The sequence below is a fragment of the Rubrivirga sp. genome, assembly GCF_965213695.1.
Classification (GTDB): domain Bacteria; phylum Bacteroidota; class Rhodothermia; order Rhodothermales; family Rubricoccaceae; genus Rubrivirga.
The window spans coordinates 2812984-2826187 of the sequence record NZ_OZ243912.1; the positions used below are offsets into that span (position 1 = coordinate 2812984).

At 72.2% G+C, this 13204-nt stretch carries 9 protein-coding genes; all 9 read right to left on the minus strand.

Features of this window, described 5'->3' with window-relative positions:
* Positions 1 to 24: 24 nt before the first annotated feature.
* The gene (gene infB / locus ACOOHE_RS12515; protein WP_420454417.1) at positions 25 to 2772 is read right to left on the minus strand and encodes a translation initiation factor IF-2; all 2748 of its coding nucleotides are present in this window, start codon (positions 2770 to 2772) and stop codon (positions 25 to 27) included.
* A gap of 58 nt (positions 2773 to 2830) precedes the next feature.
* Positions 2831 to 4345 (minus strand): transcription termination factor NusA, encoded by a 1515-nt coding sequence (nusA, locus tag ACOOHE_RS12520; RefSeq protein ID WP_420454418.1) that lies wholly within the window; start codon positions 4343 to 4345, stop codon positions 2831 to 2833.
* A gap of 31 nt (positions 4346 to 4376) precedes the next feature.
* Positions 4377 to 4847 carry a ribosome maturation factor RimP gene (gene rimP / locus ACOOHE_RS12525; RefSeq protein WP_420454419.1) on the minus strand — a complete coding sequence of 157 codons (471 nt, stop codon included), beginning with the start codon at positions 4845 to 4847 and terminating at the stop codon, positions 4377 to 4379.
* Positions 4848 to 5083: 236 nt separating this feature from the next.
* Positions 5084 to 7108, minus strand: a complete 2025-nt coding sequence (locus ACOOHE_RS12530; RefSeq protein WP_420454420.1) for a tetratricopeptide repeat protein — start codon at positions 7106 to 7108, stop codon at positions 5084 to 5086.
* Between the two features lie 236 nt (positions 7109 to 7344).
* On the minus strand, positions 7345 to 8961 hold the full coding sequence (gene nadB / locus ACOOHE_RS12535) for an L-aspartate oxidase (protein ID WP_420454421.1): 1617 nt from the start codon (positions 8959 to 8961) through the stop codon (positions 7345 to 7347).
* 285 nt (positions 8962 to 9246) lie between these two features.
* On the minus strand, positions 9247 to 9666 hold the full coding sequence (locus tag ACOOHE_RS12540; protein ID WP_420454422.1) for a hypothetical protein: 420 nt from the start codon (positions 9664 to 9666) through the stop codon (positions 9247 to 9249).
* Between the two features lie 86 nt (positions 9667 to 9752).
* Positions 9753 to 10196 (minus strand): hypothetical protein, encoded by a 444-nt coding sequence (locus ACOOHE_RS12545; RefSeq protein WP_420454423.1) that lies wholly within the window; start codon positions 10194 to 10196, stop codon positions 9753 to 9755.
* Entirely contained in the window at positions 10193 to 11308 is a 1116-nt protein-coding gene (gene prfB / locus ACOOHE_RS12550; protein ID WP_420454424.1) for a peptide chain release factor 2, read from the minus strand. Before prfB ends, ACOOHE_RS12545 begins: the two co-directional genes overlap by 4 nt.
* Before the next feature lie 75 nt (positions 11309 to 11383).
* Positions 11384 to 13108: a DEDD exonuclease domain-containing protein gene (locus ACOOHE_RS12555; protein ID WP_420454425.1), complete on the minus strand. Its 1725-nt coding sequence runs from the start codon at positions 13106 to 13108 to the stop codon at positions 11384 to 11386.
* Positions 13109 to 13204 lie beyond the last annotated feature (96 nt).

The following is a 13204-nucleotide window of genomic DNA, read 5'->3' on the forward strand; positions in this document are numbered from 1 at the left end:
CCCTTCCCCCATGCCCCTTGCCTTCTAGACGGCCAGCGTCCGCTTCTCCTCGGTGACGACGTAGGTCTCGAACTGGTCGCCGACCTTGATGTCGTTGTAGTTCTTGACCGTGATGCCGCACTCGTAGCCGGCGGCCACGTCGCGGACGTCCTCCTTGAACCGGCGCAGCGTGTCGATCTCGCCCTGGAAGACGACCACGCCGTCGCGGACGATCCGGAGCTTGTCGCCGCGCGACACCTTGCCCTCGACCACGTACGACCCGGCGATGGTCCCGACGCGCGGGGCGCGGAAGGTCTCCCGGACCTCGACGGTCGAGGTCACGGTCTCCTTCTCTTCGGGCTCCAGCAGCCCTTCGAGCGCGTCGCGGACGTCCTCGATGGCGTCGTAGATGACGGAGTAGAGCTGGATGTCGATCTCCTCACGCTCGGCGATGGCCCGGACGCCAGCGACGGGGCGGACCTGGAAGCCCAGGATGATCGCGTCCGACGCGACGGCCAGCATCACGTCCGACTCGGTGATCGCGCCGACGCCCGAGTGGACGATCTGGACGGCGACCTCGTCGTTCGACAGCTTCAGGAGCGAGTCGCTGAGCGCCTCGACCGAGCCGCCCACGTCGCCCTTGACGACCAAGTTGAGGTTGGTGATCTCGCCCAGCGCCATCCGGCGGCTGAGGTCGGCGAGGGTCACGTGGCGGCGCTGGTGGAGCGTCTGCTCGCGGATGAGCTGCTGGCGCTTCGAGGCGATCTCGCGGGCCTGGCGCTCGTCTTCGAGCACGATCAGCCGGTCGCCGACCTCGGGCGCGGCGCTCAGGCCGAGGACCTGGACCGGCGTCGCCGGCCCGGCCACCTTGACCCGCTCGTCGCGCTCGTTGAACATGGCCCGGACGCGGCCCGACGTGAGCCCGACGACGTAGGCGTCGCCCTCCTCTAGCGTCCCGTTCTCGACCAAGACGGTGGCCACGACGCCGCGGCCCTTGTCCAGCCGGGCCTCGACGACCGTCCCGACGCCGTAGCGGTCCGGGTTGGCCGTGAGCTCGAGCAGGTCGGCCTCGAGCTGGACCTTCTCCAGGAGCGAGTCGACGTTCGTCCCGTCCATGGCCGAGATCAGCTCGCACTGGACGTTGCCGCCGTACTGCTCGACCTGGACACCCTGCTCGGCGAGCTGGGCCATGATCTTGTCCGGGTTGGCCGTCTCGCGGTCGATCTTGTTGATAGCCACCACCATCGGCACCTCGGCGGCGCGGCTGTGGTTGATGGCCTCGATGGTCTGCGGCATCACCGCGTCGTCGGCCGCGACGACGACGATGACCAGGTCGGTGACCTGGGCGCCACGCGCGCGCATGGCCGTGAACGCCTCGTGGCCCGGCGTGTCGAGGAACGTGATCTGGCGGTCGTCGTCGGTCGTGATCTGGTAGGCGCCGATGTGCTGCGTGATGCCGCCGGCCTCGCCGGCGACCACGTTGGCCCGGCGGATGTAGTCGAGCAGTGACGTCTTGCCGTGGTCGACGTGGCCCATGATGGTCACGATCGGCGGGCGGGCGACGAGGTCCTCCTCGGCGTCCTCGGTGACGAGGTCGAACTCCTCCTCGATGTCGTCCATGAACTCGACCTCGAAGTCGAACTCGTCGGCGAGGAGTGTGATCGCGTCGGCGTCGAGCCGCTGGTTGATGGAGACCATCATGCCCAGGCCGAACCCCTTCGAGATGACCTCGGTCACGGGCACATTCATGGCCTCGGCCAGGTCGCCGGTCGAGATGAACTCCATGACGCGCAAGACGGAGGCGGCCTCCATCATCTCCTGATCGCGCGCTTCGCGGATCGCGGCGCGCTCGTCGCGGCGGGCGCGGCGGCGCTTCTGCCTCGTCCGCTTGGTGCCCGTCCCGGACGCCTTCTGCAACGTCTCCTGGACGTTCTTCTGGACCTCCTCCTGGTCGACGGACCGCTTGCCCTTCTTGGCCTTCTTCGAGCGCGAGGGCTTGCCGCCGTCGGCGGCGCCGGGCGCGGGCGGGGCCGAGGCGGGCTCGTCGTTGTTCCGCTTGCGCTTGCGGCGGCGGCCGGTCTCCAGGCCCGAGATGTCGATCTTGCCCAGCACCTTGGTCCCGGTCAGGCCGTAGCGGTTGGCGCGGACGACGCCCTCGTCGTCGGCGGCCGGCGCGGGCTCGTCGACGTCGAGGTCGCCCGACGCGACGGGCTCGGCGGACTCAGCGACGGCGTCGGCAGTCGCCTCCGGGGCCTCGGCCACGGGCGTCTCGGCGACCGGCTCGGCGGCGGGCGCCTCGGCGACCGGCTCGGGAGTGGGCGCCTCGGCGACCGGCTCCGGCACCGGCGTCTCGACGACGGGCTCCGGCTCGGGCGTCGGCTCGGCGACGGGCTCCGGCACCGGCTCGGGCGTCGGCGTCTCGATGACGGGCTCGGCCGGGGCGACGGGCTCGGCCTCCGGCTCGGGCGTCTCGATGACGGGCTCGGCGGGAGCGACGGGCGCCGCCTCCGGCTCGGCGGCCTCCTCGGCCTCGGCCGCCGCCAGCTGCTGGCGGCGCTCGCGGACGCGGGCCTTGGCGTCGGCGTCGTCGGAGTACGCCTCGATCAGAGCGTCGTACATCTCCGGCGACAGGCGGGCGTTGGGGTCGCGGGCCGCCAGCTTGTCGTCGAGCTCGAACCCACGCTCGGTCAGCGCCGACACGATGGTGTCGGTCGCGAGGTTGAGCTCGTTGGAGGCCTTGAAGAGCTGGACGCGCTTCGGCTGGTCGGAGCGTCGCTTGCGCGGGGTGGGCATGCGGTGGGGCGTAGAGAGGGACGGCGGGGCCGTCGGAAATCTAGGGCGTCGGGCCCGGCTAAGCGGAGGGCGCGTCGGTCAGTTCGTCGGCCTCGGCCGTGTCGTCTTCGGCCGTGTCGGCCTCGGCCACGTCGGCGGGCGCGCCGTCGGCCTCGGTGAAGGTCTCGGCCTCGGGGTCGACCTCGGCCGGGTCGCCGGCGTCCGCCGAGGCGTCGCCCTCGGCGCGGACCTCGGGGTCGTCGGTGGCCTCGTCGGTCGACTCGACCAGCTCGGCGGAGACCGTGGCGTCGTCGAGCGGCTTGCCGTCGACCGTCGCCTCGGGGTCGCGCTCGAACTCGGCCTCCATCAACCAGGTGATTTTCTGGGCCTGCTCCTCCGACAAGTCGGTCCGGCGGGCGAGCTCCGAAGGCTGGAGCTCGAGGACGGCCTTGGCCGTGTCGCAGCCGATGTCCTTGAGCTTCTGGATGATCTCCGGCGGGATGGCGTCCGAGAACTCGTCGATGTCGACGTCCTCCTCGTCCGACTTGATGTCGCGGTAGACGTCGAGCTCGTAGCCGGTCAGCATCGACGCCAGCCGGATGTTCTGGCCGCCGCGGCCAATCGCCATCGAGACCTCGTCGGCCGGGACGGTGACGCGGGCGCGGGGCGGGACGAGGTCGTCGTTGAGCTCGACGGCGATCGGCTTGGCCGGGGCGAGCGAGCGCTTGATGAACTCGATGGGGTGGTCGGTCCACGGGACCACGTCGATGTTCTCGCCGCCGAGCTCGCGGACGACCGCGTGGATCCGCGAGCCCTTGACGCCGACGCACGCGCCGACGGGGTCGACCCGGTCGTCGTGGCTGATGACGGCCATCTTGGCCCGCTCGCCGGGCAGGCGGACGATCTTCTTGATCTCGATGATGCCGTCGTAGATCTCGGGCACCTCCAACTCGAACAGCCGCTCGATAAAGACCGGGGCCACGCGGCTGATGATGACCTGGGGCGAGGCGCCCGCGTCGCGGTCGACGTCGAGGACGACGGCGCGGAGCATGTCGCCCTTGCGGTAGCGGTCCTTCTGGATCTGCTCCGGCCGCGGCAGCACCAGCTCCGTCTTGTTGTGGAGCACGAGGACCTCGCGGCGCCGCGTCTGGTAGATCTCGCCGACGACGATCTCGTCGATGAGCTCCGAGTACTCGCGGTGGATGTTCTCCTTCTCGATGTCGCGGATCCGCTGGCGGAACGTCTGGAGCGCGGCCTGGACCGCGCGCCGGCCGAAGTCCTCGATGTGGATCTGGACGGCCACCTGGTCCTCGATGTCGTACTCCTCGTCGATGGCGACCGCGTCGGTGTACTCGATCTGGGTCACGGGGTCCTCCAGGTCGTAGTCCTCGACGACCTCGCGGACGTGCAAGATCTGGTAGTCCCCGTTGTCGGGGTTGAACACGATCTGGAACGCCTCGGGGTCGTCGGCCCCGTAGCGCTTCTTGATCATCGCGCGGAACACGTCCTCGATGATGACCTGGAGCGTGTCGCGGTCGATCTCCTTCTCGCGCGCGATCTCGGCGAACGAAGAGACGAGGACGGTGCTTTGCATAGGTCGGGCGTAGATCGGGGGACGGGGTGGGCTACCAGGGCAGCGTCACCCGAGCCTCACGGATGGAGTCGAACGGGATGGGGGCCGTCTCGCCGTCGAGCACGAGCGCGCCGTCCTCGACGGCCAGCAGCTCGCCCTGGACGGTCACGAGCTGGTCCTGCTCGCGCTCGACCGACAGCGCCAGCGTCCGGCCGACGTGCTGGGCGTACTGGCGGACGTCGACGAGCGGGCGCTCGGCGCCGGGCGTGGACACGTCGAGCCGGTACCGGCCCTTGACCACGTCCTCGGTGTCGAGGAGGAACCCCAGCGACCGGCTCAGCGCGGCCAGGTCGTCGGCGCCCGCGCCGGCCTCGGCGTCGGCGAACACCTCGACGACGCGGCTCCCCTGGAACCCGCGGACCTCGACGCCGACCACGAACAGGTCGGTGTCGGCGGCGGCCTCGACGGCGAGCGCTTCGATGCGGTCGGCGAGGGCGGAGGTGGCGGGGAGCGGGGCGGGCACGAGGATCGAAACGGGGGGAGACGGAAAACGCCCGTTCGGCGGAACGGGCGTCGCTCGGGCGGCCGGACGGGGGTGAGACCCGGGCGGGGCGCCAAAAACAACGGGACGCAGGGCCGCTGCCTCCCTTCGCACGCTCCGCGAAGGAGCAACCGAAAGGTACGGCGGGGGGTCCGGCGTCGCAATCGGTCCAACCCCTCCCCGGCCCCTCAGATCCGCCTTTCTGTGTGCATAATGCGTTATGTCCCGGCCCGGACGACGGCCACCCGCCGGACCGCGCCGCCCGCCGACACCACCCAGACGCCGGTCCCGAGCTCCCTCGCGGCCCGCCCCCACGGCCCCCGCGCGACGGCCGTCCCCGACGACGAGTACACGACGACCGGCGCCGACGGCGCGAGGGGAGGCGGCGCCGGCCACCCGAACACGATCGGCGCCGTCCACAACGGCTCGGCGGTCTCCCCCACCCGGACGCCGAGCGCCAGCGGCGCCGCCAGGTCGGGGTCGAGGCGGACGGCCTCCCGCCACGACGGACCAGGGTCGCCGCCGCGCGCCGCCTCGGCGAGTCCGAGCAGGAGACGCGCCTCTGGGTCCCACGGGTCAAGCCGGACGGCCTCGGCGAGCGCGGTGGCCGCCTCCGACGGGCGTCGGTGCGCCATGAGGAAGCGGCCGTGTTCGCGGTGCGTCTCGGGCCGGCGCGGCTGGGCCGCGAGCGACTGCCGGAACGCGGTGGCCGCCTCTCGGTCGCGGCCGGCGTCGGCCAGGGCGCGGGCGAGCGTTTCGAGCCGCTGCGGGCGGTCCCGGGGCGGAGCCGCCTGGGCGGCCCGGCGGAGCGGGGCGACGGCGTCGGTCGCGCGGCCGGCCTGCAAGAGGGCGACGCCGAGGAGGAATCGGGCGTCGTGCCACGCCCGGGGCTCGTCGAGCCGGTCGAGGGCGATCTGGACGAACTGGGCGCCCCGCGCCAGCGCGTCCGGCTGCTGCGACCGGACGCCCAGCGTGACGGCCGCCATCCCCTCGTACAACCCCCCGACCGTCCCCTCCCGGTCGGCTTCGGCCAGCGGGGCGACCACCCCGCTCCGTCCGACCTCGGGGCGCTCGCCCCGCACGGGCCCCTCGACCACGCGGATCCAGTGGTCGGTGAACGACGAGTGCGGCGCGTCGTCGGCCTCGACGCGGGGCATGTGGCACGAGACACAGCCTGTGGTCGCGACGTGCTCGGCGCGGAGCGCGGCCGGGACGGCATCCGCGACGCCGTCGTGGCAGGTGACGCAGGCGGCGCTGGGCGCGCCGGCCGGGCGTGCCTCGAAGCCGCGGTGCGGGTCGTGGCACGTCACGCACTCGAGCGGCGCGTCCGTGCGGACGCTCCCCTCGAAGCACGCGCTCGCCTGCATCCGCTCGGCGTGCGACACGACGGCGATGCCGCCCCCGCCCTCGTCGACGCCGGGCACGGCGAACAGGGCCTCGTGGGCCGAGAGCGGCCGGCCCGGACGGTACGAGTAGGCCGTCTCGCCCTGGCGGAGCACGTCGACCGTCGCGTGCAAGTGGCACTGGCTGCACACGTCGAGCCGGAGGTCGAGCCCCAGCCACTTCGGGTTGACGATGGTCGGGTCGGGCCCGGCCTCGGGCCCGTCGGCGGCGAGGCGGGCCTCGACGTGGACCGAGCCCGGCCCGTGGCACCGCTCGCACCCGATGCCTTGGGGGATCGAGGCGAAGGCGTCCTCGACGCCCTCGACGCGCTCGGGCACCGCGTTGTGGCACGACATGCACCCGTCGGGCATCGTCCGCGAGAAGCGGGGGTTCGAGGTCTCGTAGCCCGGGCTGAAGTCCCACCGGCCGCCGCCCTGGGTGTACCACGTGAGCGGGAGCTCGACGAGCCGGTCGCCGCGCCGGGCGAAGTACGTCCGCGCCGCGTCGCCGCTCCCGACGACGACCTCCATCGGGCGGACGAGCCGGGCCACCTCGCGGCCGTTGGCGTCGAGCTGGCGCTCCTCCTGGGCGAGCCCGTCGGCCGTCTCGATCACGCGGTACTCGAAGCCCGTGTGCGGGTCGATGAGCGGCTCGCCCAACACCGGCTCGATGCGGGTCTCGGCCGTCAGCGGGTACGACGAGTTCGCCATCCCGTGCGTCGCGTAGGCGTCGGCGATCTCGCCGTGGCACGTCGCGCAGCTAGCCGCGCCGACATAGGTCGCGTCCGGCCCGAGGTTGGCGAAGGCGGGCACGTCCGGCCCGGCCGCGCAGCCGGCAAGGGCGACGAGCGCGAAGGCCACTCCCAAGGGCGACCATACACTCCGCCCGAACCCCCTGCTTTTCGGCCGGTCGCTCCGCTTCCCGCTCGAAAAGCTGTCCCCCTTCGAGGGGCACAGTCCGGTCGCCCGCTGAGCCCTTCGACTACGCTCAGGACAGGCTCCGCGAAGGGCGACGGGACGGGGGGTCCGCCGGCGATTCGACGCCTTGCGGGAGGGACCTGCTGCTCGCCCCTCTCCCAGAGTCCCCTCTCGCGCCGTCATGCCACCGCCCGGGCGTTGACGAGCGTGTCGTGCCGCTGGGCCGGGTCGGTCTCGGGGAAGTCGGCCATGGAGTGCAAGCCGCGGCTCTCGTGGCGACGCTGAGCGCACGACACGACCAAGTGGGCGATGGCCGCCAGGTTGCGGAGCTCGCACAGCTCGGCCGAGATCCGCGTCCGCTGGTAGAACTCCTCGGTCTCCTGGTGGATCAGGGCCACGCGGCGGGCGGCCCGGTCGAGCCGGTGCTGGCTCCGCACGATGCCGACGTAGCTCTGCATCACCCGACGCAACTCCTCGCGGTTGTGGGAGACCAGGATCCACTCGCTCGGGTTCTCGACGTTCGACTCGTCCCAGTCCGGGATCCGGTCCTGCCAGTCGTGGCCGGCGGCGTAGGCCGTCGCCGGCTCGACGGCGTTGTGGGCGTAGACGAGGGCCTCCAGCAGCGAGTTCGACGCCAGACGGTTGGCCCCGTGGAGGCCGGAGCACGTCACCTCACCGCACGCGAACAGCCCCGCGATCGACGTCCGCCCGGCCCGGTCCACGACGACGCCGCCGCACGTGTAGTGGGCCGCCGGGACGACCGGGATCGGGTCCCGCGTCATGTCGATCCCGAACCGGAGCAGCGTTTCCTGGATGTTGGGGAAGTGGGCGAGGACGGCCTCGGCCGGCTTGTGCGAGATGTCGAGCCAGACGTGGTCGTCGCCGCGCTTCTTCATCTGGTCGTCGATGGCCCGGGCCACGACGTCGCGCGGCGCCAGCTCCTCGCGCTCGTCGTAGGCCGGCATGAAGCGCTCGCCGGCCAGGTTCGTCAAGAGCCCGCCGTCGCCACGGACGGCCTCGGTGATGAGGAAGCTCCGGCCGTCGAAGTCGGCGCCGGGGAGGTAGAGGCTCGTCGGGTGGAACTGGACGAACTCCATGTTGGCCACGACGGCGCGGGCGCGGTAGGCCATCGCGATGCCGTCGCCCGTCGCCACCTGGGGGTTCGTCGTGTGCTGGTAGACCTGGCCCGCCCCGCCGGCCGCGAGCAGCGTCGCCCGCGCCAGGACCGTGTGGACCGTCCCCGTCTGGCTGTCGAGCACGTAGGCCCCGAAGCACGAGAGGGCGTCGCCGGCCTCGGTGGACTCGCCGAGCTGGTGCTCGGTCAACAGGTTGACGGCGTAGTGGTATTCGAGGACGGTGATGGTCGGGCTCCGGCGGACCGCCGCCAGCAGCGCCCGCTCGACCTCGCGCCCGGTCATGTCCTCGGCGTGGACGATCCGGTCGGCCGAGTGGCCGCCCTCCCTCCCCAGGTGGAGGTCGCCGTCGGGGTCGCGGTCGAACTGGGCGCCGAGGTCGATCAGGTCGCGGATCCGCTCGGGCCCCTCGGTCACCACCATCCGAACGACGTCGGGGTGGCACAGCCCGGCCCCGGCCACGAGCGTGTCCTCGATGTGCTCCTCGACGGAGTCCTCGGGGTCCATGACGGCCGCGATGCCGCCCTGGGCGTAGTTCGTGTTGCTCTCAGCCGACTCCTTCTTGGTGACCACGCAGACCGTCCCGTGCTCGGCGGCCCGCAAGGCGAACGAGAGCCCGGCGACGCCGGACCCGATGACGAGGAAGTCGTAGCGCGTGCGCATGCCGTCCAGGGGGTTTCCGGAGGTTACCGCCGTTCGCCCCGGCGGGCCGGCGTCTGCGGGCCGCGCCCAGGGCTATCGCATACTCGGCTCCATCCTCATCTCGGTCCGCCCTCCTTGTCATCCTGAACGCAAAGCGACGGCGTAGCCAACGCACGTGAAGGATCTCAACGCCGAACCTTCAGGCTTCCAGTACCGGCGCTGGAGTCCTGGGAGTCCGAGTCGAGATCCTTCGCAAGCTCAGGATGACACGTTCGGGGAGGTTGCGGTAGCCCTGGGGCCGCGCCGTCAGTCGGCGCTCGGCACGCCGTCGCCCACGCGGCACTGCCCTCCGACGAGCGCCACCGTCGGCTCGACGGGCACGTCGCACGTCGAGGCGAGCTCGAACTGCCGGTTGGCCTGGCGGTCCATCGCCGCGATGGCCTCCGCCAGCCGGTTGATCTCGCTCACGTCGCTGGCCTCGGTCGAGTACACGCGGTAGCCGGTCGGCCCGCCGCACGCCTTCTCCCCGATGGCCACCACGGCGCACGCCACGATGTCGCTCGCCCGGGCCTCACCGATCTCGCGGTCGAGCTCGGCCAGCAGGTCCTCCCGCTCCTCCAGGTACGCCTCGTAGTCCGAGAACGTGCCGAGGTCGGTGTCGTCCTCGCTGAAGAGGCTACAGCCCGAGGCGACGACGCACAGGAGGCAGATCAGGAGGCGGGACATGGGCACGGGGGTGGTGGGGACGCAAGCTGGCGCCGACGGCGGCCCAGCGCAAGGGCATTCGCGCGCGCCGGCCGGACCCGAGCGCGCTATTCGCCCGAGACGCACCGCCCATCGCGCACGGCGGCCGGCGGGGCCATCCGCACCTCGCACGTGGACGCGAGCTGGAACTGGGCATTCGCGCGCCGGTCGAGCGCGTCGATCCGGGCCACGAGTGCCAGGAGGTCCGGCATGCTGGCGGTCTCGGTCGAGGCGACCACGAACGAGGCCGGCCCGCCGCACGCCCGCTCGCCGACCGCGAGCACCTGGCAGGCCGCGACCGCACCCGCCGTCGGGTCGCCGATGGCGGCGTCGAGCGCGGCGACGGCCGCCTCGCGCTGCTGGCGGTAGTCGTCGCGTGAGGCGAACGGGCCGTCGGTCTCGACGGGGGCCTCGATGGGCGAGCCCTCAGGCGGGGGCGCGTCGGCGGGAGGCTCGGCCGGGGCGGCGCAGCCGGCCACCATCAGTCCGAGGAGGAGGAGTCGGGTGCTCATGAGTCGTCGCCGACCTCGCGGCCGGTCTCTTGCAAGAGGTACGCCTTGATGAACGCCTCGAGGTCCCCGTCCATCACCGCCTGCACGTCGCCGACCTTGACCTCGGTCCGGTGGTCGTTGACGAGCGTGTACGGCTGGAACACGTAGCTCCGGATCTGGCTGCCCCACTCGATCTTCTTCTTGCCGGCCTCCTCGGCGTCCTTGGCCGCCTCGCGGATGGCCTGCTCCAGGGCGTAGACGCGGGACTTCAGCATCTGCATGGCCCGGTCGCGGTTTTGGAGTTGGCTCCGCTGCTCCGTCGACTCGGCCGTCACCCGCTCTTCCTGGCCGTTCGACAGCGTGCCGGTCCAGATGTAGCGGGCCCCGGTCTCGACCTTGTTCACGTTCTGGCCGCCCTTCCCGCCCGACCGGAACGTCTGCAGCTCCAGGTCGGCCGGGTTGAGGTCGACCTCGATGGCGTCGTCGATCTCGGGGTAGACGAACACGCTCGCGAACGACGTCTGCCGCTTGTCGGCCGACCCGAACGGGCTGATCCGGACGAGCCGGTGGACGCCGCTCTCGGCGCGGAGGTAGCCGTAGGCCCAGCGGCCCTCGACGCGGAGCGAGGCGCTCTTGATGCCGGCCTCCTCGCCCTCCTGGTATTCCAAGAGCGTCGGCGTGTAGCCGTTTCGCTCGGCGTAGCGGGTGTACATCCGGAGCAGCATGTCGGCCCAGTCCTGGGCGTCGGTCCCGCCCGCCCCGCTGTTGATGGTCAGGATGGCCGTCCGGTGGTCGTCGGGCCCGGCGAGCATCCCACGCAGTTCGAGGGCGTCGAGGGCCGTCGCGAGCGCGGCCTCCTCGCGCTCGATCTCGGCGCCGAGGTCGGCGTCGTCCTCCTCGGCCTGCATCTCGCGGAGCGTCTCGACGTCGTCGCGGCGCCTCGCGACGGCGTCGAAGGCCTCGACCCAGTCGGTCTCGGCCGCGATCTCCTGCTCGGTCGCGGCGGCGGCCTCGGGGTCGTCCCAGTAGCCGGGCTGGAGCCGCTTCTGTTCCAAGACCGCCAGCCGCTCGCGACGGCCGGCGACGTCGAGGTAGCGGCCGAGGGTGTCGACGCGAGCAGAGAGATCGGACATGGGCGGCGGGGGGAGCCCGCAAGCTACCGCCGCATCGGGCGCCCCCCGCCCCGTCGCGGACGGCGGGCCGAGCGGTCACCCGTCGGCTTCCTCGACCTCGGCCGACGGCACGGCCTCCCGAGCCGCGTCCAGGACCGACTCTAAGAACACGTCCGCGTCGAGGTCGGGGCGCCAGCGGACCTGGCGGGCGCCGTCGGGGTGGAGCCGCATCCAGTTCGCCAGCATCCGCATCTCGTCGACGTCGGGGCGGCCGTGCGTGGTGGGCGGCTCGGCGGCGGGGTCGAAGGCCTCGGCGAGCGCGGCGGCGAGGTCGGCGAGCTCGTCGGGGCCGGGGTCGGCGGGGAGGTCGACGCGGGCGGCGAGTCGGCCGTGGCGGATGAGGAAGAGCTGGGCGCCCCCGTCGAGCCCGTCGTAGCCCGGCGCGAGGGGCTCGACCAGGACCGCGTCGTGCTCGTGGACGGCCGAGGCGATCCGGCGCTGGCGCCCGAACGTCCGCTGGAGCCGGCGGAGCTGGTCGCGGTACCACCCGGCCGCCTCGTACTCGCGCGTGGCCGCGGCCTGGCGCATGGCCTCCTCGACCATGTCGACGGCCTCGGCGTCCTGGCCCGTCAGGAACGCGCGGACGCGGTCGACCTCGAGCCCGTACTGCTCGGCCCCCTCGCCGCCCGCGCACGGCGCGCCGCACCGGCCCATCTCGTGGTAGAGGCACGGCCGGCCGAGCGAGAACACGGGGTCGTCGCACTCGCGCAGGAGGAACAGCCGGCCGATGAGCTCGACCAGCTCCTCGGCCTGGCCGCGCCGCCCGAGCGGGCCGTAGTACTCGGCCCCGTCGTGCGCGATGCGCGGCGTCCACGAGATCGTCGGGACGTCGTGCGTCGTGTCGAGCCGGATAAAGGGGTAGTCCCGGTAGCGCCGCTGGGCCCGGTTGTAGACGGGGAGATAGTTCTTGATCAGCTTCGACTCCTCCAGGAGCGCCGCCAGCTCGGTGCCGGTCTCGCGCCACGTCACGTCGCGGACGTCGCGGACCAGCTTCCGCGTCTTCGGGTCGTGGGCGTCGACGGCCGAGAAGTAGCTCCGCACGCGGTTCCGGAGCGACTTCGCCTTGCCGACGTAGATGACCGTGCCGCGCGTGTCGCGCATGAAGTAGACGCCGGGCCGGTCGGGCACCAGCGGCAGGACCTGCTCGCGGATCTTCTTGAGGTGCGTCGGCTCGCGGCGCGTGTCCTTGTAGCGGCGGCGCTGGAAGCCGAGGACCTCGTCGACGGTCTCGATGCCGAACTCGATCTTGAGACGGTCGATCAGGATCACCAACAGCTCGGCCGTGGCGACGGCGTCGCCGAGCGCGCGGTGGCGGCCCTTGACCTCGATCCCGAAGTGCTGCGTGAGCTTCGACAGCCCCTTCGACGGGAGCGACGAGAGCAGGCGCCGCGCCAGCCGCAGCGTGTCGAGCGACGGGTTCTGCAACGGCGGCAGCTCGGCCTCGGCGAGCGCCACGTCCAAAAAACGGGCGTCGAACGGGAGGTTGTGGGCCACCAAGACCGCGTCGCCCAGGAACTCGACGAACCGCGGCATCACCTCGGTCGCCGACGGCTGGCCGTAGACCATCGCCGTCGAGATGCCGGTGAGCCGGGTGATCCGGTGGGGCACGTGCCGGCCCGGGTCGATAAGCTGCTGGAACGTCTCGACGACCTCGCCGCCGACCAGCCGCGCCGCCCCGATCTCGATCAAGCGGTCCTCGCCCGCCCGGGACCCGGTGGTCTCGGTGTCGACGATGACGAACTCGGCGCGGTCGATGTCCATGCGGGGGGAAGATCGCGACAGGATCGGGCGGCCCGATGACGGACGGCGTGTCACACGGTCCGCACACGTCGGCCGAACCGGCTCGGCTCCGTAGCG